This is a genomic window from Gilliamella sp. M0320 (genome assembly GCF_016101635.1).
Classification (GTDB): domain Bacteria; phylum Pseudomonadota; class Gammaproteobacteria; order Enterobacterales; family Orbaceae; genus Gilliamella; species Gilliamella apis.
This window is the reverse complement of the sequence record NZ_JACFQD010000003.1, coordinates 237,800-261,329: the sequence shown is the minus strand read 5'-3', so window position 1 is coordinate 261,329 and position 23,530 is coordinate 237,800. Positions and strand designations below refer to the sequence as shown.

General features: G+C 34.3%; 22 protein-coding genes and 1 pseudogene. 7 read left to right on the top strand and 16 right to left on the bottom strand.

Going from position 1 to position 23,530, the window contains the following annotated elements; all coding sequences use genetic code 11:
* Positions 1–41: 41 nt before the first annotated feature.
* The 9 genes and pseudogenes from tatC to ribE all read right to left on the bottom strand — a co-directional run bounded on the left by tatC (position 42) and on the right by ribE (position 6,862).
* Positions 42–797, bottom strand: coding sequence for a twin-arginine translocase subunit TatC (gene tatC / locus H3T83_RS05740; RefSeq protein WP_065651444.1), 756 nt, complete (start codon positions 795–797; stop codon positions 42–44).
* A gap of 59 nt (positions 798–856) precedes the next feature.
* Positions 857–1,135 (bottom strand): annotated as a pseudogene (gene tatB / locus H3T83_RS05735) (Sec-independent protein translocase protein TatB); the annotation flags it as partial.
* 3 nt (positions 1,136–1,138) lie between these two features.
* Entirely contained in the window at positions 1,139–1,351 is a 213-nt protein-coding gene (gene tatA / locus H3T83_RS05730) for a twin-arginine translocase TatA/TatE family subunit (RefSeq protein WP_065577529.1), read from the bottom strand.
* A 75-nt stretch (positions 1,352–1,426) separates the two neighbouring features.
* On the bottom strand, positions 1,427–2,968 hold the full coding sequence (gene ubiB / locus H3T83_RS05725; RefSeq protein ID WP_198215323.1) for a ubiquinone biosynthesis regulatory protein kinase UbiB: 1,542 nt from the start codon (positions 2,966–2,968) through the stop codon (positions 1,427–1,429).
* A gap of 14 nt (positions 2,969–2,982) precedes the next feature.
* Positions 2,983–3,759: a bifunctional demethylmenaquinone methyltransferase/2-methoxy-6-polyprenyl-1,4-benzoquinol methylase UbiE gene (ubiE, locus tag H3T83_RS05720; protein ID WP_034901293.1), complete on the bottom strand. Its 777-nt coding sequence runs from the start codon at positions 3,757–3,759 to the stop codon at positions 2,983–2,985.
* A gap of 62 nt (positions 3,760–3,821) precedes the next feature.
* Positions 3,822–4,757, bottom strand: a complete 936-nt coding sequence (gene nadR / locus H3T83_RS05715; protein WP_165755057.1) for a multifunctional transcriptional regulator/nicotinamide-nucleotide adenylyltransferase/ribosylnicotinamide kinase NadR — start codon at positions 4,755–4,757, stop codon at positions 3,822–3,824.
* 145 nt (positions 4,758–4,902) lie between these two features.
* Positions 4,903–5,946, bottom strand: coding sequence for a TrmH family RNA methyltransferase (locus H3T83_RS05710; protein WP_198215322.1), 1,044 nt, complete (start codon positions 5,944–5,946; stop codon positions 4,903–4,905).
* A gap of 21 nt (positions 5,947–5,967) precedes the next feature.
* On the bottom strand, positions 5,968–6,387 hold the full coding sequence (gene nusB, locus H3T83_RS05705; protein WP_034901291.1) for a transcription antitermination factor NusB: 420 nt from the start codon (positions 6,385–6,387) through the stop codon (positions 5,968–5,970).
* A 4-nt stretch (positions 6,388–6,391) separates the two neighbouring features.
* Entirely contained in the window at positions 6,392–6,862 is a 471-nt protein-coding gene (ribE, locus tag H3T83_RS05700; RefSeq protein ID WP_086356715.1) for a 6,7-dimethyl-8-ribityllumazine synthase, read from the bottom strand.
* 361 nt (positions 6,863–7,223) lie between these two features.
* Here ribE and lpcA point away from each other — a divergent pair, with 361 nt between their 5' ends.
* Positions 7,224–7,799: a D-sedoheptulose 7-phosphate isomerase gene (lpcA, locus tag H3T83_RS05695; RefSeq protein ID WP_198215321.1), complete on the top strand. Its 576-nt coding sequence runs from the start codon at positions 7,224–7,226 to the stop codon at positions 7,797–7,799.
* 1 nt (position 7,800) lies between these two features.
* Positions 7,801–8,580: a class II glutamine amidotransferase gene (locus H3T83_RS05690; RefSeq protein ID WP_198215320.1), complete on the top strand. Its 780-nt coding sequence runs from the start codon at positions 7,801–7,803 to the stop codon at positions 8,578–8,580.
* On the opposite strand, the gene mdtH is transcribed toward H3T83_RS05690, so the two are convergent.
* From mdtH to pncB, 6 genes are all read right to left on the bottom strand, one after another.
* A complete protein-coding gene (mdtH, locus tag H3T83_RS05685; RefSeq protein WP_086320480.1) occupies positions 8,558–9,769 on the bottom strand; it encodes a multidrug efflux MFS transporter MdtH in 1,212 nt (403 codons plus the stop codon). The genes H3T83_RS05690 and mdtH overlap by 23 nt on opposite strands.
* Positions 9,770–10,228: a methylglyoxal synthase gene (locus H3T83_RS05680; RefSeq protein ID WP_034901282.1), complete on the bottom strand. Its 459-nt coding sequence runs from the start codon at positions 10,226–10,228 to the stop codon at positions 9,770–9,772. It abuts the gene before it with no gap.
* Positions 10,229–10,362: 134 nt separating this feature from the next.
* Positions 10,363–11,502, bottom strand: coding sequence for a porin (locus H3T83_RS05675; RefSeq protein ID WP_034901280.1), 1,140 nt, complete (start codon positions 11,500–11,502; stop codon positions 10,363–10,365).
* 311 nt (positions 11,503–11,813) lie between these two features.
* Complete coding sequence (locus H3T83_RS05670; protein ID WP_198215319.1) at positions 11,814–13,004, bottom strand: porin; 1,191 nt, start codon at positions 13,002–13,004, stop codon at positions 11,814–11,816.
* A gap of 303 nt (positions 13,005–13,307) precedes the next feature.
* Positions 13,308–14,711, bottom strand: coding sequence for an asparagine--tRNA ligase (asnS, locus tag H3T83_RS05665; protein WP_065651451.1), 1,404 nt, complete (start codon positions 14,709–14,711; stop codon positions 13,308–13,310).
* A gap of 167 nt (positions 14,712–14,878) precedes the next feature.
* Positions 14,879–16,072: a nicotinate phosphoribosyltransferase gene (gene pncB / locus H3T83_RS05660; protein WP_198215318.1), complete on the bottom strand. Its 1,194-nt coding sequence runs from the start codon at positions 16,070–16,072 to the stop codon at positions 14,879–14,881.
* A gap of 273 nt (positions 16,073–16,345) precedes the next feature.
* On the opposite strand from pncB, the gene pepN reads away from it, so the two are divergent.
* Together pepN and H3T83_RS05650 are read left to right on the top strand one after the other, a co-directional pair.
* Positions 16,346–18,979 carry an aminopeptidase N gene (gene pepN / locus H3T83_RS05655; protein ID WP_198215317.1) on the top strand — a complete coding sequence of 878 codons (2,634 nt, stop codon included), beginning with the start codon at positions 16,346–16,348 and terminating at the stop codon, positions 18,977–18,979.
* Positions 18,980–19,130: 151 nt separating this feature from the next.
* Complete coding sequence (locus H3T83_RS05650; protein ID WP_081298763.1) at positions 19,131–19,463, top strand: rhodanese-like domain-containing protein; 333 nt, start codon at positions 19,131–19,133, stop codon at positions 19,461–19,463.
* A gap of 28 nt (positions 19,464–19,491) precedes the next feature.
* Here the strand turns inward: H3T83_RS05650 and H3T83_RS05645 are convergent, their stop codons facing one another.
* Positions 19,492–20,340, bottom strand: a complete 849-nt coding sequence (locus H3T83_RS05645; protein WP_081298764.1) for a MetQ/NlpA family ABC transporter substrate-binding protein — start codon at positions 20,338–20,340, stop codon at positions 19,492–19,494.
* Between the two features lie 183 nt (positions 20,341–20,523).
* Between H3T83_RS05645 and H3T83_RS05640 the strand changes: the two genes are divergently transcribed.
* The 3 genes from H3T83_RS05640 (at position 20,524) to H3T83_RS05630 (ending at position 23,415) form a co-directional block, all read left to right on the top strand.
* A complete protein-coding gene (locus tag H3T83_RS05640) occupies positions 20,524–21,660 on the top strand; it encodes an amidohydrolase (protein ID WP_198215316.1) in 1,137 nt (378 codons plus the stop codon).
* 13 nt (positions 21,661–21,673) lie between these two features.
* Complete coding sequence (locus H3T83_RS05635) at positions 21,674–22,717, top strand: methionine ABC transporter ATP-binding protein (RefSeq protein WP_198215315.1); 1,044 nt, start codon at positions 21,674–21,676, stop codon at positions 22,715–22,717.
* Between the two features lie 98 nt (positions 22,718–22,815).
* Positions 22,816–23,415: a methionine ABC transporter permease gene (locus H3T83_RS05630; protein ID WP_370528011.1), complete on the top strand. Its 600-nt coding sequence runs from the start codon at positions 22,816–22,818 to the stop codon at positions 23,413–23,415.
* Positions 23,416–23,530: the final 115 nt, after the last annotated feature.

Genomic DNA, 23,530 nt, shown 5'->3' with positions numbered 1-23,530 from the left:
TCCTTTACTTGTTATTCAGTAAATCACTTATCAATTTATTATTAATCCCCAACAGATTCATCGTCTGGTTGGATTTTTTTTCTAGGTTGATAAAAACGGGCAAAAAATGTCCCTATTTCAAATAATAAACAGATAGGTACAGCTAATAAAATTTGAGAAAATACATCTGGTGGGGTAACAAACATCGCTACAGCAAACACACCGACAATAATATAAGGTCTTTTTTTTCGTAAGTTTTTAGGAGTAGTAACGCCAGTCCAACAAAGCAAAATAATCGCCACAGGTACTTCAAATGCAAAACCAAATACAATAAATAGTGTCATGACAAAATCAAGATATTTTGTAATATCAGTATTTATCGCAACATCAACTGGTGCTGTATGGATAAAGAAATAAAATGCCAATGGAAATACAGCAAAATATGCAAACGCAATACCAATATAAAAAAGTACCGTACTAGAAATAATTAATGGCATAATCAGCCGTTTTTCATGTTGATATAGTGCCGGAGCAATAAATCCCCAAACTTGATATAAAAGATAAGGAATAGATATAAATATTGCAACAACAGCCGTCAGTTTAATTGGTGTAAAAAAAGGAGCCGCAATATCGGTCGCAATCATACTACTACCTTTAGGTAATTGACTGATAAGCGGATTAGCAACAATATGATAGATATCATTTGAGAAATAAAGTAAACAGGCTAAGACTAGTAATATACAAATGATACAGTGTAAAAGTCTTGTTCTGAGTTCGACCAGATGTCCAATAAGTGGTTGGGTTGCGTCTTCTGTCATAATTTATCTTTATCTGAAGGAATTGTTGTATCAATTTGACTGACTGAATTAATCTCGTTTTGCAGTGATTCAGTTACCCGTTTTAATTCATCAATTGATGCTTGCAGTTCTGGGGTAAGAGTATTCAAACCACTTTGTTCAGCTTTTTTTAAGCTATCTTGTAATTCTTGCAGTTTGAGTTCTTTATTTAATTCTAACTGGACAGTTGCTGACATGCGACGGAGTACTTTAATCCATCCGGCAACAGTTTTAATCGCAATAGGCAAACGTTCCGGTCCTAATACAACCAGTCCAATAATTAATACTAATAGTAGCTGACCAAAGCTAATATCAAACACGGATTACTCTTTATCGGCGTGGTTATTAGCAGATGGGTCAAGATGTTCAACTTTTTGTGAATCATCAGTCTCTTTACTGTCATCATCGTCATTCATGGCTTTTTTAAAACCTTTAATTGAAGCCCCAAGATCAGAGCCCAATGAACGCAATTTTTTTGTTCCGAATAATAGTACGATAACAGCAACAAATATCAGTAGTTTGGGCAAACTAGGCATATGATAACTATCTCCAATAGCGTCAAGTAATCAAATTATACACGTAAAATGATGATATTCCCAAAAATAACTATCTCAATGTATAACCAGCGTCACAATAGATAAAACACAAACCAGACTAAGGATGGCCAATGACCAACGATAGCATTTTTTGCTTCGTTGTAATTCTTGATTAATCTGTTTTAATTGGTTATGCATCTGTTTAGTCATACGCGCCTGATCGCCTAATCTTACTGGCAGATCAACTAGGATATTTTTCCATTCGGGTAACGAAGTCCATACTTGCTGGAATAACGTTTTAGCACTGTACTTATCTTCATACCATTTTTCAAGAAATGGCTTAGCAGTTTGCCATAAGTCGAGTTCTGGGTATAGCTGACGTCCTAATCCTTCTATATAAAATAAGGTTTTTTCAAGTAATGTTAATTGCGGCTGAATATCCATTTCAAATTGACGAGCAACTTGAAATAAAGCTAATAAAATTTGTGAAAACGAAATTTCACCTAATGGTTTGGCAAATGCAGGTTCACACACACTACGCATAGCCATTTCTAATGCCGTTGCATCCGTTGTTTCTGGTACCCAACCAGAAGCAATATAAATTTGTGCAATTCGTCGATAATCTTGATTAAAAAAGGCGAGAAAATTTTCAGCTAAATAACGCTGATCATCTTCAGTTAATACACCAACAATTGCACAGTCTATACCAATATAACGAGGATTCTGTGGTTCAGAAATATCAACAAAGATATTACCTGGATGCATATCGGCATGAAAAAAATTATCCCGAAACACCTGCGTAAAGAAAGCTTGAACACCACGTTCGGCAAGTAATTTCATGTTGACATTATTTTGTTTAAGTTCATCAATATTAGCTATTGGCGTACCATAAATCCGTTCTTCTACTAAAATATTTGTTCGACAAAGATCTTGATAAACATAAGGAATATATAAAATATCACTATTAATGAAATTATCTCGTAAACGGGCGGTATTATAAGCTTCTTTTTGTAAATCCAGTTCTTTCAAAAGTGTATTTTCATAATCACTAACAATTTCAACCGCACGTAACTTTTCACCAAATTTAATCCGTTTAGTAAATTGATTAGCAGCCCAATACATCAAGCGAATATCAGATTTGATTATAGGTAAAATATTCGGACGTAAAACTTTAATCACAACTTGGGCTTGGCTGTTTTTTAAAGTCGCAGTATGCACCTGAGCAATGGAAGCTGAAGCTAATGGTTTTTCATCAAAATCAATAAAATAATGATCTATAGAACAGCCTAGAGCTGATTCAATAATTTGTCTGGCAATTAGTCCATCAAAAGGAGCTACTTGATCTTGCAGTTTGGCTAATGCATCAGCGAGATGTTTTGGTAATACATCTCGCCTTGTTGAAACCATTTGTCCAAATTTTATCCAAACCGGACCTAACTCTTGTAAGGCTAGACGCAATCTTTCACCAACATCTTGTTGTTTTGCTTTAGATCTAACCCAAAATAGACTAATCAACAACAATTTAAACCATGTTGAGGTTCGATGTTTTGGTAATAGTTCATTTAATCGATAAGCTCGAAATACCGTTAATATTTTATAAATTCGAAGAAATGTCATTCTTTTTTATCACATTAAAATTTAAAACCAGTATGTAAAGCTACAATGCCACCTGTCATATTGTGATATTTCACATCGACAAATCCAGCATCCTCCATCATTTTTTTCAAGGTTTTTTGATCTGGGTGCATTCTGATGGATTCAGCTAAATACCGGTAACTATCAGCATCATTAGCGACAATTTTGCCCATCAACGGTAACATAGTGAATGAGTATAGGTCATAAGCTTTATTTAAAATCTGGTATTGTGGTTTAGAAAACTCAAGTATTAATAAACGTCCACCAGGTTTTAATACTCTCCACATAGATTGCAATGCTTTTTGCTTATCGGTGACATTGCGTAAACCAAATGAGATAGTAATACAATCGAAATAGTTATCAGCAAATGGTAGTTCTTCTGCATTGGCTTGTACATATTCAATATTATTAAATAGACCTTTGTCTCGAAGCTTATCTCTACCTACTTTTAGCATAGATTCATTGATATCAGCTAATACAACTAAGCCATCATCACCGACAATTTGCGAGAATTTAGCCGTTAAATCACCAGTACCACCGGCAAGATCTAAAACTTTTTGACCTTTACGAACACTACTATACTCAATAGTGATTTTTTTCCAGATACGATGAATACCAAATGACATAAGATCATTCATAACATCATATTTATCAGCAACAGAATGAAAAACTTCTGCTACCCGTTTTACTTTATCTTGCTTTAAAACTTGAGTGTAACCAAAATCAATTTTATCTTGATTTTCATCATTTTGCTGTGAAGATGATTGAGACATAAAAATTCACCTATCATAAATAGTTAGCTTATTTTAGCATAAGCTAACCTAAATGTGATGGTCTAAATTAATAACGATTCAACCATTTGAGAAACGATTTCGAAATGTTGTAATGGTGTGGAGTTTGCTGGCAAATCATGTTCGTGAATGACTAAATCAAACTGATAACTATTTTTTAACCCATTCAATACTTCATTAGATTTAGCAAAAATTTGATTATAGTATTTAGCTAACGTATCAAAATCAATTGAGGTAAAGAGTAACTTATTAGCATTTTCAACAGCTTTGGACATACGTTCTACATGCAACATAGCTATTCTAAGATAATCATTTTCACTCAAATAACGTTTATTTTCTGTTGTAGATATTTCTCGTTGAATATAGTTAATATAACCATTTGAAACATATTGTGTGTTATAAATATTAGCTAATTGTACCGGCAATTCATTAAATTTATCATGCCCTATAATCGCTACTTTTTTAACAAAAAAAGGTTTCGCTGCGTTCGCAATATAAGACCAGTTTTGATAAGGATTTTCTCGAATTTGTGTCGCACTAATATTAACAAAATCACGATCAGCATCAACAATAACAACAGGGCAACCAAAATAGCGTTCATGCTGTTTGACATCTTGTGATTCGCTAGTAAATACCACAGTAGGTTCGATTTTATGTTCCAATAAAATACGTTTTATACTGTCACTCCAATCTTGCCAACCGTTGGGATAATAGTTAATACCCGCTTCATCAGAAATATGAATGTGAATATTATGTCTATCTTTAAAGGTTTCTTTTAACCATGAGAAGCGATCACTAACTTGAGGCTGTCTAGGTAGGCGGCTTTTTTCAAATAGTTGTTTATCACGTATTGCTTCACAACCCAACATGACATGCAGTTCATCAACTTGTGTCAATGCTTTTTCAATAAGATAAATATGACCACTATGTAACGGATAAAACTTACCAAAAATTAAACCAACTCGATGTTTAGATGACATAATCATTACCAATCAATTTCAAAACTGGATACTAATGTACAGAAAAAACAACCATTTTCTAACCAATTGATGCTATTTAATATAATAAAATTACAAAAGTGTTAACTTCATCAATTAAATTCATCAATTGTTAGAATCATACCAATTAAGATTGATATTTTATAGCAGATAACACAATCCCTGTTGCTACAGAAATATTTAAAGCCGACATATTATCATTGCCTTGCAAATGGATAATACTATCAGCACAGTTAATTAATTTGTTATTAATTTGTTGAAATATAACTAAGGCAACTTTCTTGGTAAATTTGAAGTGTGATAACTCAGTGGATGAAATCGATTTTAATTGACATGGTAATAATGCAATAACTTGATAGCCATGTTGTTTTAACAAATCAATAGATGCTATAAAATCATCACTTTTAATAGATTCAACAGCTTCAATACCACCTTCAGCAACACGCATTGCGGCACCACTATCGAGTAAGTTAGTTTGCCGTAAAATTACGCCATTAACACCAAAAAAAGCTGCACTACGCATTAACCCACCTAAGTTATGCGGATTATTCACATCATCAACAGCAATAATGCAATCTTGAGCTTGATCATCATATTCATCTAAATAATCAAGCACAGTGAGCGGTATACGTTTTTTAACAATTAAACAAACACCACCATGATGTGGAGTTTGTGTGATTTTAGTAATTTGCTCTGTTGAGACAACATCATAACCAAGACGTTGTTTGACTAACCAATTAATTAATTCTTTAAATTGATAAGTCATTTCTTGAGTAATAAATAATTTAACAATAGCCAAACGTCGATGCTTAAATACCGCTTTACAACTGTTTTCGCTGTAAACTAATGTCTCTTCCTTTTTTTGACGATAGCCATCATAACCGAATGTTGGTACTTGTTCATTATCTCGAACTTTTTTCTGCCATGGGGAATCATATTCATCCGTTAAATCAAATTGTTCTTTAGCGGGTTTTACGGTTTTATTAAATTTTTTTGGTTTAAAGGTTTCGATCCGGTCATGTTTTGCTTTTGAATCAGAATGAAAACCTTCATTATTACGTTTATTTTTATAATCACCGCCACGTTCTTTGGCTGAACGGTTTTTCACTCTCGCTTCGCTATTTTTAGCATAAAAAATAGTGGGCTTACTTTTTTCACTAGTATCGTTCATATTATTCCCAATTAAAGACAATTATCGTGTACGAATGGTTGGTGCAACTTTATCTAATACACCATTAACAAATTTATGACTATCTTCTGCACCAAAGGTTTTAGTAAGATCGATAGCTTCATTGATAACAACTTTATAAGGGACATCATGTCGCTTCATTAATTCATATAGCGCAATTCTTAATACGGCTAATTCAACTTGACCGAGTTCATCAACAGTTCTTTCTGTTAAATAAGGAGTCATTTTCTCATCTAATTCTGTGGTATTTTTGGCAACACCATGCAGTAATTCTCTAAAATATTTGGTGTCGACACCTTTCATATCTTGTTCAGCCATGAAGCTGCTCTCAACATCAGCAAGATCATTTCTAGAAATTTGCCAAGAGTAAATAGCTTGAACTGCACACTCTCTTGCTCGACGACGAGGATTAACTAACGCCACTAAATTACTCCTTAATTGTTTTAATCACATTTAACATTTCAAGTGCGGTTAGTGCCGCTTCTGCACCTTTATTGCCCGCTTTAGTTCCTGCTCGTTCAATGGCTTGTTCAATACTTTCAGTAGTTAAAATACCAAAACCAACTGGTATCGAAAAATCTAAACTAGCATTCAATAACCCTGAACTTGATTCGCCAGCAACAAAATCAAAATGAGCAGTACTACCACGGATAACCGTGCCCAATGCAACAATTGCATCATATTTTTTTGACTGTGCAGCAACTTTTGCTGCTAAAGGAATTTCATAAGCACCTGGCACCCAAATAACGGTAATATTGTTATCGTCTACTTCACCGATACGAGTAAGTGCATCTATGGCACCATTAACTAAACTTTCATTAATAAATTGGTTAAAACGTGCCACAATAATCGCTACTTTGGCTTCAGGCGCAGCAACTTTACCTTTAATTGTTTGCATATTCATTCCTTACCGATTGATTCTGGATGCAATTTTATAATCTCTTTCAGAGATAAAAATCATTAGGTGATTATACCACAAATTAAAGGCTTATCCTATTAGCAAAAAGAGGATTTAATCTATTTAAGACAAGCTTTAATGAAAATAGTTATTAACTATTTATAGTATGAAAATAGTTAATTTATTAAAGGTCATTTTTGCATTTATTAATAATTATTTATTTGATAACTATTCTATTATGTACTTGTAATCAATTGAAATATTTTACCTATTATAAAAAATTTATTGTTATTGCTTGCAAGCTGTTATTAACGAATTACAATGGTTATGGAAAAGCTTTTTATTTAAAGAGGTATTATTAATGTACATTAACACCATTCGTGATGAATTAAATCAGGCAATTGACGTATTGGCCAATTTCGTTGCAAACGATGAAAATTTAAAAAAAATCCAGCAAGCAGCCGTTTTAATTGCAGACTCATTTAAACAAGGTGGAAAAGTACTTTCATGCGGTAATGGCGGATCACATTGTGATGCAATGCATTTTGCTGAAGAACTAACTGGACGTTTTCGTGATAACCGACCTTCATATCCAGCCATTGCTATATCTGATGTTAGTCACATCTCATGCGTGGGCAATGATTATGGTTTCGATTACATATTTTCTCGTTACATTGAAGGCGTTGGACAAAAAGGTGATGTATTATTAGGCATTTCAACTTCAGGAAATTCAGCTAATGTGCTGAAAGCAATTGAAGCTGCTAAACAAAAAGGTATGAAAATTATCACACTGACAGGTAAAGATGGCGGGAAAATGAATGGATTAGCTGATGTTGATATTCGTATACCACATTTTGGCTATGCAGATCGTGTACAAGAAATCCATATCAAAGTAATTCATATTTTAATTCTACTTATTGAAAAAGAGATGGCTTAATATGTGCGAATTATTGGGTATGAGTGCAAATGTGCCGACCGATATTTGTTTTAGTTTTACTAGCTTAATCAAACGTGGGGGCGATAAAGGTCCTCATAAAGATGGTTGGGGTATAACTTTCTATGAAGGTAAAGGCTGTCGAACGTTTAAAGATCCGCAGCCATGTAGTTTTTCACCTATAGCTAAATTGGTTCAACAATACCCAATAAAATCAACTGCCGTTGTTGCTCATATCCGCCAAGCTAATCGCGGTGGTGTTGCACTAGAAAACACTCATCCTTTTACTCGAGAACTATGGGGTAAAAATTGGACTTTTGCACATAATGGGCAATTAACTGATTATGAAAAATTAGATACAGGAATATTTCAACCTGTTGGATTAACTGATAGTGAATATGCTTTTTGTTATTTAATAAATGAATTACATAAAAAATACCCACAACAACCATCCAATAATATTGAGCTTTTTGAATATATTAGAGAGTGTGCAATTAAATTAACTCAATTAGGTATTTTTAATATGCTACTTTCTGATGGTGAGTATGTGTTTGCCTATTGTTCAACTAATCTACACTGGATCACCCGAAAAGCACCATTTGGAAAAGCCAAGTTGATTGACGAAGATGTTGAGATAGATTTTCAAAAACATACGACACCAAATGATGTAGTAACAATAATCTCAACTATGCCATTAACTTCGAACGAAGTATGGACTAAGTTAGCTAGTGGTGAAGCAATTTTATTTAAAAATGGCGAAATTAGCCAATTTTTCTCATCTTAACTTTAGTCATAGGTGGCTCATTTTTGAATAAATATTCTAAATATCCTAAAGTTAATAGACCGACTAACGTTAAGATTATCCATGGTAAATGCGGTAAACCGATTTGGAGGGCCAGATCATAAAGCCAGCCAGCACCGGTATAACCAATAAAACCACCTAATGCCAATCCCAACCGACTAAACCCCATATAGCTACCTTTAGCTTTAGGATTGGTTAAGACAGTTGCCAATGTTTCTCGAGCCGGTTCAGCAATAATAGCCCCAAAATAAAACAATGCTATAAGAGAGAGTAAAATAGATAATTGTGATGTAAAGCCAATAATAATAAAAGCAAACGACATCAACAATAATCCAAATTTAAGACGTTGATCTAATCTGAAATATTTTTCACTTATTCGAGCAAGAGGATAAAGCAAACATAGTGATATTGTCGCTTGGATAGCATACATCCATTTTACATAACTAGGGCTACCCGATACGTTGGTAATGGTTAAAGGTAACATCAACATAATTTGTACCCACAGCACATAATAACCAGTTAAAGTAAGTACATAATGAGTAAATTTTCTATCTTTGAGAACCATCTTCATGCCGTTAATAATCGGTGCTTTACCAATTGCAATATGATAGGCCGGTAAATAGATCAGATTGAAAATACCACATAAGAAGAAGATAAAAGCGCCACACCAACAGACTAATTGAAAATCGTAATCGATTAAAATACCACCGATAAGAGCACCAATAACTGCACCTGCATTGTCTTGTATCATTAGTAGAGAAATAAACTTGCCTCGTTCATGAGGGCGAGTAAATTTGATAGTTAATCCCATCCTAGGGGGATCAAATAGCAAACCACCCAATGCCGAAAGTAAACAAGATACTAATAATAACCAATGTTCTGTTGCTAGTGCCATTGAGATAAATCCAATTGACCGCAAAAACATACCGGTAATTATCATTGGTTTAGCGCCAAAGCGATCAGCGATTGCCCCACCAATCAAACCAAATCCTTGCTGAACAAATTGACGAAAACCTAAAGCAAAACCAACAAATAATGCACTCCAACCAACTTGACTAACAAAATGAGTAGAGACCAATGGAAAGACTACATAAAATCCCAACACAATAAACAAATTATCTAACAATAATATGTATCGACCTTTTTTGCGAACTTGTGAAGGAATTGGCATCTATTTTACTCTTTCGTTCAAATAACCTTGATAATCTGGAATTTCAATTTCTACTTCTTGAGTAAATATTGAGGATTGTATTAAAGCATTAGCAGTGGCTTGATTAGTGGCAACTGGGATATTCCAAACTGTTGATAAGCGTAACAACGCTTTTACATCTGGATCATGAGGTACAGCATTAAGTGGATCCCAGAAAAATATCAGAATATCAATTTTACCTTCAGCAATTAAAGCACCGATTTGCTGATCGCCCCCCATAGGCCCACTGAGCATTGGAGTAATATCTAAGCCGGTCTCTTTTTTTATTAATGTGCCTGTCGTACCTGTTCCACATAAATTATGATGAGAGAGCTCTTCGCGATTTTTTTTGCACCAATTCAATAATGCTTCTTTTAAGTGGTCATGTGCCACCAAAGCAATATTTTTTTTTGCAGGTAATTTTCGAGTAATATACTGCATTAAAATAGTCCTAATTGATTATTATTTTTTTATTTTTATCAGACTATCTATTAAAGCGCAAGCGGTATTTAATGAAAAGATCACAACAAAAAAGGCACCTAAGTGCCTTTTATTTAATCTTAAGATAAAGTTAATTAGAATTGATAAATTAATCCTAATGCTACAGTATCTTTAGCGGTTGCTTTGATTTGAGATTTAGTAAATGTACCATCTTCATATAAACTACGACGTGCACCAATATCATTTTTATCTAACAAGTTGATTTTGTAATCAACAATTGCTGATAAGTTTTTATTGAAGTCATAAGTTAAACCTACATCAACATATTTAGCTAAATCATTACCTTTAAGACCGCTATCATTAGTTAAACTAGATGCATCTTTAACTTTGTGTTGAATATAAGCAACAGATGGTGTTAAACGACCAATATCAAAATCAATACCGTATTGCGCAACTAATTCAAAACCTTTGGTTTTTAAATCATCAGCCTTACGGGTTGTTGAAGCATTGTCCCAACCGGCTTTTTGTTTACCTTGAATATAAAGTGCTGCTAAATAAAGATTGTCGTTATCATATTTAACACCTGCTGACCATGCTTTAGCATCTTTATGACCACCTGTTTGTGCATAACCGGCACCGATTGATAAACCTGTATCTAATACATCCCAATCAATTACCGAACCCCAAGCTTCAGCACTGTCATGAGCAGTACGTTCATGATGATTTAGATATTGAGTTGAACTATTGTCCCCATTATCGGCATATTGAACAGCAAAACGTAACCCGTTAACTAAACCAAAGAAGTCTGAGTTACGATAAGTAGCCACTGCTTTGGTTCTTGCGGTTAATGCATAGATATCATTATTTGATGCATCGCCACCAAACTCAGGTAAAACGTCAGTATATGAAGTTAAGGTTTTTAATACACCATCGTTACGACCATAATCAAACGAACCAAAATCGCCAAAGTTTAGACCTGCATAAGCATAACGAGTTTCGTTATCAGCATCAGAGCCTGTTTTAGCTTCATATTCCCAGCGACCATAACCACTCAAGCCATCAGTGATTTGTGTTTGTCCTGACATCCCTAAACGAGCAGTGGTTTTGTCACCTTCGCCAGTTTGATTATCACGATCAGTAATATAGTTCAAGGCATAAACTCGACCATAAAAGTCAACTTTATTACCATCTTTGTTCCACACTTCAATTGAAGCGCTTGCTGTACCTGCAACTAATAGAGCAGGAATAGCGATTGCTAATAGATTACGTTTCATTTAGTTACCCTCTTAGGTATTTTATTATTAAAGATACAAAATATTTTGTTCTTGATTTAATAAATAGCTGCTGTTAATTAGCAACTAAATTATTACTGGGATATCTATTATTATTGTTAAATACTAGATTTTTATTGCAAACACTATGGATTAATAACGTTTCTAAGATATTATTCTGCGAATTGAGACTATTTTATGACTTAAAATAATATTTTTTTAAGCATAAAATGTTTTTTTAGATAATATGACGTTCAATAGATGAAAAAAAAGGCACCTAAGTGCCTTTTATTGATATTTAAGATATCAAGCGATTAGAATTGGTAAATTAAACCAACACCTAACACATCTTTAGTACCTGGTTTATTTAAGTGACGATCACGTTGAGTCTCAGTATTTAATGCTGCACCTACATCTTTACGATCTAACAAGTTGAATTTATATTCAACAATTGCACTGAAGTTTTTGTTAAGATCATAAGTCGCACCTAAAGATACATATTTAGCTAAAGGAGAATTTACTCCATGATGAATATAACGAGTGTTGTCATATACGTAATTTGCTGAATCATATTTAAATTTATGTTGAACATAAGCTAAAGATGGCGTTAAGCGACCAACTGGTAAATCAATACCATATTGAGCCACTAATTCAAAACCTCTAACTTTACCATCAACATATGTTTCATATAATGTTTGATGATTTCGATTTACTAATGAATATCTCACTAGGTTTTTAATTTTACTTTGGAAATAGTTAGCACCTAAATATAAATTGTAGTTATCATATTTAATACCAGCTGCCCAAGTACTTTGACGATTATGACTAGTTGAAGTTTGAGCATAACCTGCACCAGCAGTTAAACCTGTATCAAAAATACGCCATTGAACATTTGCACCATATGCTTCACGAGATACATCGTCATATTTAATGCTATCAGTGAAACCAAAACCATATTTATCATCGTCATATAGAGAGTTATCACCATTATCAGCATATTGTAATGCAAAACTTAAATCATCAGTTAAACCGAAGAAATTGTTGTTACGGTAAGTAGCAACAGCTTTAGTACGAGCTGAAAGTACGTTCCAATCGTTGTTTGCTGCTTCACCACCAAATTCTGGTAATACGTCAGTATAAGCAGTAATAGCTTTTAACACACCGTCGTTACGACCATAGTCGAATGAACCTGCATCACCAAAGTTTAAACCAGCAAATGCGTAACGAACTTCGTTACTTGAATTTTTACCAGCTTTCGCTTCATATTCCCAACGACCATAACCAGTAATGCCGTCAGTGATTTGAGTTTGACCAGACATACCTAAACGAGCTGAAGTATCATCACCTTCATCTGCTTGACCACGGTCAGTAATGTGGTTAGCTGCTTTTACTCGGCCATAAAAGTCAACTTTATTACCGTCTTTGTTCCATACTTCGATAGAAGCATTGGCACCAGCTGCTACTAAAAGAGCAGGGATAGCGATTGCTAATAGATTACGTTTCATTTCTTACCCTCATGGTTATTTCTATAAAAAGACACGTCTTTAAGTTGTGTCAATTTTTACAATGATTATTCATCCAAAAATAATGTTTATAACTAACGTTTTTAACTATTATTTTCATCTTACTTTTTACAGTAGTGTAAATTATGTATAAAAATTTATTAAAATCAAGTGAACTTTTCGTTAAACGTGATGTCTAAGCTTAAAATAGCGTCTGTTTGATTATTTTTTAATCATTTGTAAAGTTTTGTTAATTCAATGTTTGCTATCAACTGACCAAAAGTCAGTTGATAATTTGTACAAATTTTAGAAATTTGCATTACGTGGAGTTCTTGGGAATGGGATCACATCACGAACATTCTGGACGCCAGTGACATAAACAATAAGACGTTCAAAACCTAATCCAAAACCTGAGTGAGGTACAGTACCATAACGACGTAAATCACGGTACCACCAATAATCTTCTTTTTTAAGGCCTAGTTCATCCATACGTTTATCTAACATATCCAAACGTTCTTCACGCTGTGAACCACCAATGATTTCTCCAATCCCCGGTGCTAATACATCCATTGCCGCAACAGTTTTACCATCATCATTCATACGCATATAAAACGCTTTAATATCTTTAGGGTAATTTTTAACAACGACTGGTGCTTTAAAATGTTGTTCAGCTAAATAACGTTCATGTTCGGACGCCAAATCAATACCCCAGCTTACTGGATTTTCAAATTTAGCATCACAATTTTGTAAAATAGTTATAGCATCAGTATAATCAACTTGAGCAAAATCAGCATTGATAAAACTTTCAAGACGATTAATGGCGTCTTTATCAATATGCTGAGCAAAAAACTGCATGTCATCAGCTCGTTTTTCAAGTACTTTCTTAAAGACATATTTCAACATATCTTCAGCAAGTTTGGCATTATCGTTAAGATCAGCAAACGCCACTTCTGGCTCCATCATCCAAAATTCAGCTAAATGGCGTGTGGTATTTGAGTTTTCAGCTCTAAAAGTGGGACCAAAAGTATAAACTTTTGAAAGAGCACATGCATAAGTTTCTGCATTAAGTTGCCCAGAAACAGTTAAAAATGCTTCCTTACCAAAAAAGTCTTTATCAAAATCAACCTTACCATTATCTGTTTTAGGCAGATTTAACATATCCAGTGTTGAAACCCGGAACATTTCACCGGCACCTTCAGTATCAGAGGCTGTAATAATTGGTGTTGAAAGCCAGAAAAAACCTCGCTCATCAAAAAATTGGTGAATAGCTTGCGCTAAGGTGTGTCGTACACGAGTAATTGCACCAACAATATTGGTTCTTGCGCGTAAATGAGCAACTTCACGAAGATATTCTATTGAGTGACGTTTAGCTGCCATTGGATAAGTTTCAGGATCATCAACAAAACCATAAACTTCGACTTGCGTTGCTTGTAATTCATATTTTTGGCCTTGACCTGGAGATTCAACAACTTTACCAGTCACTTTTACTGAACAACCAGCAGTTAAACGCAAAATATCTTGTTCATAATTTGGTAAGTCTTTTTCAATTACCGCTTGAATTGGATCAAAACAAGAACCATCATACACAGCCAAAAATGAGATACCGGCTTTAGAATCACGGCGAGTTCTTACCCAACCTTGAACTGAAATGGTGCTACCAACAGCAATTTTACCTTGTAGCACGTCAACAATAGGAGCAACAGAATTCATTTTATTTATCCATCTCTATTTATTATTTATATAGTAAGTAATATTAAAAGTAATATATAAGCTGAATTTTAATATCCATTTAAGTATTATCAAAAATTGATAATACAGATTATTTATAAGACTATATCACTTTGTTTAATTATTAATATTAATCATCAATATGATTATTAATGATTGACTTTAAACGTTCTTTTTAATTCGTCAATAAAAGCCAAATCTTGTGAAATTGTTTTACCAGGACTATCAGATAATTTAGCTACAGCTTGATTATTACATTCCGTTAGTTTTAATACAATGTTTAACGATTTGGTATTTACTTCTATAGACGGAATATCACAAGCAAGAAAACCACCGATACCAAAGGATAATTTCACTCGATGATTAAAGTGTCGATAAATTTTCAGCGCTTTATCAAAGTTTAGACTATCAGAGAACACCAGTAATTTTGTTTTAGGATCAATTCCTAATTGCTGATAATGGCTAATCGCTTTTTCACCCCATTCAATCGGATCGCCCGAATCATGGCGTAGTCCTTGATAATGAGATGCGAAATAATAGTCAAAATCACGTAAAAAAGCATCCATAGTAATACAATCTGTTAACGCAACGCCCAAATCATCTGGATATTCATCTAACCAAACTTGTAATGCCGTTTTTTGGCAATCATGCAAGTTAGGACTTAAACGTTGATGGGCTTGGAACCATTCATGGGCTTGAGTGCCAACTGGGGTTAACCCTAAACGATACGCCAATAAGTAATTACTAGTACTATGAAAATTACTGAAATGGTTTTGCAAATAACTTACAACGGCCTCTTGGACAGCAAAAGAGTAGCGTCGTCGTGTGCCAAAATCCAGCAAATTAAAACCAGACATATCAAGATCATTAGTTTGCTCATCAAATCTGGCTAATTTATCTTTAAGCCTTGCTAATGCTTGTTCAACGCCGATATTTGGCGAACGATCTTTATGAACAATTTCGCTAATAACCGCTAGCAATGGCACTTCCCACAAAATAACATCAACCCATTTGCCTTCAATTTGAATCACTAGCAAACCATCTTCGTTTTTAATGGTTAATAATTGACCATTAAAACGCCAGTTTTTTAACCAATTTAAATAGTCAGATTTAAAAAAAGTAATACCAGATAAATAGGCGAACTCATCATCGGTAAGTGTTAAAGACTCCATTAATTTAACTTGATGAGCGATTTGATCGGCATATTGACCAAGTAGATCATCACTACGACAGCGAAATTGTGCAACGACAGTCGCGTCAGGATAATGATGAAAAACGGCCTGCTGCATATGCAACTTATAAGCATCAGTATCTAATATTGATGTAATTATTGCGGGTAACATGTCTATCTATTATCAGTTCTTTAAAGAAAATTCTGATAATTATAGCAGAATAATAATTAAGATATAAATTAATTATCTAATAAGATTATTTTTAATAGGCTATAATAGTTCATATAGACATTTTGGTAAAATTAATCGAAATTCATTCCAAAATGATAAATAAATATAATTCATTCTATTTTAGAAAAATAATCATAGATACTGATGGGTATTAACCCCGTTTTGATTAATTTGAATACATAATTAGCACACCACTTACAAAGGTATATAAACATGAGTACAACGACAACTGATATACAACCGACTGCTAAATATCGTCATGACTATAAAACTCCAGACTTTACTATTACTGACATCGATCTTGATTTCGATTTAGCGGCAGAAACAACGACAGTTATCGCCCGTAGTCATATTATCAAAAAAAATTCTCAAGCTAACGATTTAGTATTAGATGGTGAAGAACTTAAATTAGTTTCAGTGAATATTGATGAACAACCATGGTCTGATTATCAAATCACCAAAACGGGATTAACAATTAAAAATGTCCCTTCCGAATTTAGCTTAACTATTGTTAATCAAATTAAGCCTATCGATAATACAGCACTTGAAGGACTATATGTTTCTGGTGATGCACTATGCACGCAATGTGAAGCAGAAGGTTTCCGCCATATTACTTACTACCTTGATAGACCTGATGTTCTAGCACGATTTTCAACTAGAATTACCGCTGATAAACAACAATATCCTTATTTATTATCTAATGGTAATCGCATTGCACAAGGAGAACTTTCCGACGGTAGACACTGGGTGCAATGGCAAGATCCATTTCCTAAACCGGCCTATTTATTCGCATTAGTAGCTGGTGATTTTGATATTTTAAAGGATCAGTTTATCACTCGTTCTAATCGAAAAATTGATTTAGAAATTTATGTAGATAAAGGCAATTTAGATCGTTCACAATGGGCAATGACCAGTTTAAAAAATGCCATGCGCTGGGATGAAAGCCGTTTTGATTTAGAATATGATTTAGATATCTTTATGATTGTAGCCGTTGATTTTTTCAACATGGGAGCAATGGAAAATAAAGGCCTTAACATTTTCAATTCTAAATATGTCCTTGCTAAACCCGAGACCGCGACCGATGATGATTATATCGGCATTGAATCGGTAATTGGTCACGAATATTTTCATAATTGGACCGGTAATCGAGTCACTTGTCGTGATTGGTTCCAACTTAGTCTAAAAGAAGGATTAACAGTATTTAGAGATCAAGAATTCACTTCCGACCAAGGACTCAGATCGGTTAAACGTATTGCCGATGTCAAACTGTTACGCACAGTACAATTTGCTGAAGATGGAAGTCCGATGTCTCATCCTATTCGTCCTGAACAAGTAATTGAAATGAATAACTTTTATACTGTTACCGTATACGAAAAAGGTTCAGAAGTGATTCGTATGATGCATACATTATTAGGTGAAGATAACTTCCAAGCTGGTATGAAACTTTATTTCGAACGCCATGATGGTAGTGCAGCAACCTGTGATGATTTTGTTGCAGCTATGCAAGATGCATCGGGAATTGATTTAACTCAGTTTAAATTATGGTACAGTCAATCAGGCACACCAGTATTAACAGTAACTGACAGTTATAATCCACAAAATCAACAATATACCTTAACTGTTGAGCAACATACGCCGGCAACGCAAGATCAAAGTCAAAAACAGGCGCTACATATTCCATTAGATATCGAACTTTATCAACAAAATGGTGATGTGATTGCATTGCAATATCAAAATAAACCTATTCATCACGTACTAAATGTAACCCAATCCAAACAAGAATTTGTTTTTGATCATGTTTCAGAAAAACCAATTGTTTCACTATTAAGAGATTTTTCAGCACCGGTAAAACTCAATTACAATTATCAAGATCACGATCTTATATTCTTAATGCAACATGCCAGCAATGCTTTTAGTCGTTACGATGCAGCGCAAATGTTATTAGCCAAATATGTGCGTATGAATGTAAATAATTATCATCAGAATTTATCAATGACGATTCCTGAACCAGTATTAGATGCTTTTAGAGGAATATTACTATCAGATACCGCTGAACCAGCACTTATAGCACAAATACTGACTTTACCTTCGGAAAATGAATTGGCAAATCTATTTGATATCGTTGATCCGATGGCTATTTATCAAGTTCGCCAATTCTTATTAAATGTCTTTGCTAATGAACTCTATGATGAACTAACAGCGGTTTATCATCATAATCAAACAGCACAATATCAGATTGAACATGCTGACATTGGCAAACGCATGTTGAAAAACTGCTGTTTATCATTATTAGCTTACGCTAATGATAAATCGCTAGCGAATACTTTGGTCGAACAACAATATCAACAAGCCAATAATATGACAGATTCATTAGCGGCGCTTACCGCGGCAGTCAAAGCGCAATTAACTTGTCGACATACGTTACTCTCCGATTTCGACAATAAATGGTATCAAGATGGTTTAGTGATGGATAAGTGGTTGGCTTTAAATGCGACAAGTCCAGAGCAAAATGTATTATCAACAGTGAAAAAACTGCTTAATCATCGCTCTTTTTCACTCAATAATCCAAATCGAATAAGAAGTTTAATTGGTGCTTTTGTTAACAATAATCCTGTTGCTTTTCATGCTGAAGATGGCAGTGGCTACCATTTCTTAGTTGAAATATTAATGGAACTAAACCAGAAAAACCCACAAGTGGCATCTAGACTTATTGATCCACTTATTCGATTAAAACGTTATGATGAAAATCGTCGGAAAAAAATGACAGCTGCTTTAGAAAGTTTATTAAAACTAGATAACTTATCTAAAGATCTCTATGAAAAAATCACTAAAGCGTTAGCTGCATAATAAATTAACAGCATTATAAGGAGCAAAATCCCATCTTGTTATTGATCAATAAGATTCAGTTAAGGTGGGATTTTTAATTAAACAACAGCAAATTTGCTGCCAAAAACCCCGTTCCTCAAAATTTTTGACGAAATTAAAATGAGTTTGAAAAATGACAATGATAAAAGAAATTAGCCCATTACAACTAAAACAAAAAATTGAGAGTAAAGCACCGCTCTATTTACTTGATGTCCGAGAAGCTAATGAAGTCGCCATTTGTATGCTTGACGGCGCCAATCATATTCCAATGAATTTAATACCACTTTATTTAGATAAAATTCCTGACGAAGTAGATATTGTAATTTATTGCCATCATGGAGTAAGAAGCCTCAATGTGGCTAACTATCTGGTCGAGAACGGTTTTGATAGTGATTTTCTATATAATTTAACTGGTGGCATTGATGCGTGGGCACAACTCATTGATACCAGTATGCCTAAATATTAAATAGCCCGTGTTTAAACGGGCAAATTTATTATTCTTGTGGCATAACCCAATAACCATTTTGATTATGTGTTTGCATATAATCTTTAAATTGTTGTGATTGGTAAATACGTTTTATATCTTTTGCCCACTGGCTATTTTCATTACCACCGTTAACCACCACCATGATTTCTAAATCAGGGATAATTGTTTCTGATAACAGCGCTTTTTTCGAATCTATATTGGCAGAATAAACGATACTTCCCGGAATTACGGCAAAGTCTAACTCATTTAAGACTCTAGGAATATTGGCAGAATCCATTTCAACAATATCCACACCAGCAATATTTTCGGCAATATCATTTTTGCTAACAATAATTGGATTAGTATTTGGTTTTAACTTAATCCAACCGGCTTTTTCCAATAAATTATATGAGCGAGCCGCATTTGAGGCATCTTGAGGAATACCAATTTTAGCACCAGAAAAGACATTTTTGATTGAAGTATATTTATTCGAAAATATTGCCGCAGGCACTGAAGGTACATGCACTACCGGTTTTAAGTTAGCTTTACGTTGACTATTAAAAACGTCCATATAAGCGGTATGCTGAGCGACAGTTAAATCTATACTTCCTTCACTTAATGCTACATCAGATTCTAATAAATGCGGAAAATTAACTAATTTGACTTTATAACCTTCAGCTTCAAGTATTGGTTTAACAGCATCTTTGAACAGATCATTATACGGCCCAGGTGATACTCCCATACTGATCTCTTTTTTAGTTTGATTATCAACCTTAGATGATGAGTTATCACATGCAGTAATTAAAAAAATAGAACTAAATAATGCTAATAGTGCAACATTGTTAACAAATTTTTGTTTGATAAAACTTATTTTCATTTGAACTATCCTCAGTGAAATGTAAATTTAACAAACACTCTAACATAGAAATAACAATTCATTTATTCCATGTACTTCTATCTTATAACTTTTTGGAATAAGTTATAAAAAACGATTATTAGAGCAAAAAAGTCAGCTGTGCTACCGTAAAAGTATCAAAAATTGATAGCTATTGGATATGCCATGACTGACACGATTGCCCCTATTGTTGAGCAACTTTTTCTTGATTTACATAAAAATCCAGAACTTTCCAATCAAGAATTTGAAACAACAAAAAAGTTAAGAACTTGCCTAGAACAAGCTAACATTCGTATTTTAGAACTGGGGGCAAAAACTGGGGTTATCGCCGAAATTGGCTCAGGAAATCCAGTTGTTGCCTTACGAGCAGATATTGACGCCCTACCCATAGATGAACAATCTGACTGTCAATACCGTTCAACCAAACAAGGCGTTATGCATGCTTGTGGTCATGACCTGCATACATCTGTGTTAATGGGAGCTGCTTATTTATTAAAAGCCAATGAACAGCAACTAAAAGGGACAGTTCGGTTACTTTTTCAGCCCGCCGAAGAAAATTTTAGTGGCGCGTTACATTTTATCGAAATTGGTGCACTCAATGGTGTTGATGCTATTTTTGGTATGCATAATAATCCTAACTTAACCATTAACCAAATGGCTTCACGAGCTGGCCCATTTTCGGCTAATGTAGATCGTATTGAAATTACGGTAAAAGGTATTGGAGCCCACGCGGCAAGACCTGAATCAGGTATTGATCCAATTGTCATTGGTGCACAGATTGTTAATGCGATACAAACAATTTCCAGTCGTACCATAAGTGGACTCGACCCAGTAGTGGTTAGCATTACCAAATTCTTAGGTGGAAACACTTGGAATGTGATCCCTGAAATAGTTGAAATGGAAGGTACCGTAAGGACACTTACCCCCGATATAAGGCTAAAGGTCAAGCAACAACTAACCAGTATTGTCGAAAATATTGCTCTTAGTATGGGTGCTGAAGCCGAGTTGAGATGGTTTGATGGACCACCATCAATCATAAATGTGGCTAAATGGGTCAATTTTTGCCAAAACATTGCTAAACAGGAAGGTTATGAGGTGGTAGACTTTCAACCACAACTCGGCGGTGAAGATTTTGCTCACTACTTACATCATGTTCCCGGTGCATTTATCAATCTTGGCTCGCAAAGCCCCTATGCACTACACCATCCTAAATTTTTAGTTAATCGTAATATGATAATGCCAGCAGCTAATTATCTCGCAAATCTTGCGCAACTAGGATTAATTGAATTAGCCCAACATTGATAGGTATAACATAATGATAAAATTTGAAAATGTATCGAAACAATATGAACGCAATGGAATTACGACTCAAGCATTACAAAACATTAATTTAACCATCCAAAAAGGCGATATTTATGGCATTATTGGCTATAGTGGTGCAGGAAAAAGTACACTTGTACGTCTTATAAATTTTCTGGAAAAACCGACACAAGGCAATGTTATTATTCAAAACCAATCATTAAATCAATTATCAAATCCACAACTACGGCAAGTACGCCGTAAAATTGGCATGATTTTTCAGCATTTCAATCTACTTGAATCGAAAACGGTATATGAAAACATTGCTATTCCTTTAGTATTAATCAAAAAAGACAAACAAGCGATTAAACAGAAAGTCTATGAACTGCTTGAGTTTGTTGGCTTAAGTGATAAAGCTCATAGCTACCCTAAAGAGCTATCAGGAGGCCAAAAACAACGTATTGGCATTGCCCGGGCTTTGGCCAATGATCCCGATATTTTACTTTGTGATGAAGCTACATCAGCACTCGATCCGCAAACCACGCAATCGATTTTGGAATTAATCAAAAAAATTAATGATCAATATAAAATTACAGTGGTGTTAATTACCCATGAAATGCATGTTATAGAGCAGGTTTGTCATAAAGTCGCGGTGATGGAAAAAGGTAAAATCATCGAACATGGCAATGTGCTTGATGTGTTTGGTCATCCAAAACATAAAACCACACAAAATTTTGTTAGCTCAGTAATTAATGATCAAATTCCGGCAGGAGTGGTTGAAAATCTCCTAGAGATAGAAGGAAATAAAAGTAATATTAAATTGTTTAAACTCGAATTTCTGGGTCGCTCAGCCTCAGAGCCTGTTATGAATTCACTAATATTACAACAAAAAGTCATCGTCAATATTTTATTTGCTCATATGTCAGAAATTGAAAAAACTGTATTGGGCAGCATGTTTGTTCAACTAAAAGGCAGTGATAGTAATATCGAACAATCGGTACAGTTTCTTCGTGAACATGGAGTCAACGTTACAGAAATCCAACATTGGGAGAACAACTAATGGAAGTAGTAAATGATTTTATCAATTATTTGAATACTAATTTTTTAAGCCGAGTAACGATTGAACAATACGCACAAGCTTCGTTAGACACTCTATATATGGTTGTTTTCTCTTTAATATTAGGCGCATTAATTGGTATTCCATTAGCAATTTGTTTAGTTACCACTCGACCTTCTGGCTTACTTGAAAATAAACGGGTTTATCAAATTATCAATCCAATTATCAATTTTGTTCGATCATTACCTTTTATTATTTTACTTTTTTCACTTCATTCATTTACTTACTTTATAGTTCGCACATCTATCGGTACGACAGCAGCAATTGTGCCCTTAACATTTTATGTTGCTCCATATATCGCTAGATTAGTTGAAAACTCATTATTAGAAGTGAAGAGTGGTATTATTGAAGCAGCCGAATCTATGGGCGCAACACCAATACAAATTATTTGGCATTTTATGCTACCCGAAGCATTTAGCTCTTTGATTTTAACGTTCACTACCGCCACTATTGGTTTAATTGGTGCTACAGCGATGGCCGGTGCTATTGGTGCAGGCGGTATTGGTGATGTAGCCTATTCACAGGGTTATCAACGCTTTGATGATACAGTTATCTATATTTGTGTCGCGATTCTAGTTATCGCAATACAAACTGTACAAAGCATAGGGAATTATTTAGCTCGCAAAGCTCGACATGAATAACGACCTATAATAAATTGATATATAGTGGTACTCAATTAACAGTACCACTATGAAATTTCAATAAAACTCCGATTACGTCAACTATTACTAAGTTTTTTAGATAAAGTTTTAGCAT

Coding starts and splice junctions, on each gene's coding strand:
- ribE (WP_086356715.1), bottom strand. CDS start 6,862: ATGCAAACAATTAAAGGTAAAGTTGCTGCGCCTGAAGCCAAAGTAGCG.
- H3T83_RS05675 (WP_034901280.1), bottom strand. CDS start 11,502: ATGAAACGTAATCTATTAGCAATCGCTATTCCTGCTCTATTAGTTGCA.
- pncB (WP_198215318.1), bottom strand. CDS start 16,072: ATGTTACCCGCAATAATTACATCAATATTAGATACTGATGCTTATAAG.
- H3T83_RS05650 (WP_081298763.1), top strand. CDS start 19,131: ATGACAATGATAAAAGAAATTAGCCCATTACAACTAAAACAAAAAATT.
- H3T83_RS05670 (WP_198215319.1), bottom strand. CDS start 13,004: ATGAAACGTAATCTATTAGCAATCGCTATCCCTGCTCTTTTAGTAGCA.
- H3T83_RS05710 (WP_198215322.1), bottom strand. CDS start 5,946: ATGAACGATACTAGTGAAAAAAGTAAGCCCACTATTTTTTATGCTAAA.
- lpcA (WP_198215321.1), top strand. CDS start 7,224: ATGTACATTAACACCATTCGTGATGAATTAAATCAGGCAATTGACGTA.
- mdtH (WP_086320480.1), bottom strand. CDS start 9,769: ATGCCAATTCCTTCACAAGTTCGCAAAAAAGGTCGATACATATTATTG.
- ubiE (WP_034901293.1), bottom strand. CDS start 3,759: ATGTCTCAATCATCTTCACAGCAAAATGATGAAAATCAAGATAAAATT.
- H3T83_RS05645 (WP_081298764.1), bottom strand. CDS start 20,340: ATGAAAATAAGTTTTATCAAACAAAAATTTGTTAACAATGTTGCACTA.
- H3T83_RS05690 (WP_198215320.1), top strand. CDS start 7,801: ATGTGCGAATTATTGGGTATGAGTGCAAATGTGCCGACCGATATTTGT.
- H3T83_RS05630 (WP_370528011.1), top strand. CDS start 22,816: ATGGTTGTTTTCTCTTTAATATTAGGCGCATTAATTGGTATTCCATTA.
- nadR (WP_165755057.1), bottom strand. CDS start 4,757: ATGTCATCTAAACATCGAGTTGGTTTAATTTTTGGTAAGTTTTATCCG.
- ubiB (WP_198215323.1), bottom strand. CDS start 2,968: ATGACATTTCTTCGAATTTATAAAATATTAACGGTATTTCGAGCTTAT.
- asnS (WP_065651451.1), bottom strand. CDS start 14,711: ATGAATTCTGTTGCTCCTATTGTTGACGTGCTACAAGGTAAAATTGCT.
- tatC (WP_065651444.1), bottom strand. CDS start 797: ATGACAGAAGACGCAACCCAACCACTTATTGGACATCTGGTCGAACTC.
- H3T83_RS05640 (WP_198215316.1), top strand. CDS start 20,524: ATGACTGACACGATTGCCCCTATTGTTGAGCAACTTTTTCTTGATTTA.
- H3T83_RS05680 (WP_034901282.1), bottom strand. CDS start 10,228: ATGCAGTATATTACTCGAAAATTACCTGCAAAAAAAAATATTGCTTTG.
- tatA (WP_065577529.1), bottom strand. CDS start 1,351: ATGCCTAGTTTGCCCAAACTACTGATATTTGTTGCTGTTATCGTACTA.
- pepN (WP_198215317.1), top strand. CDS start 16,346: ATGAGTACAACGACAACTGATATACAACCGACTGCTAAATATCGTCAT.
- H3T83_RS05635 (WP_198215315.1), top strand. CDS start 21,674: ATGATAAAATTTGAAAATGTATCGAAACAATATGAACGCAATGGAATT.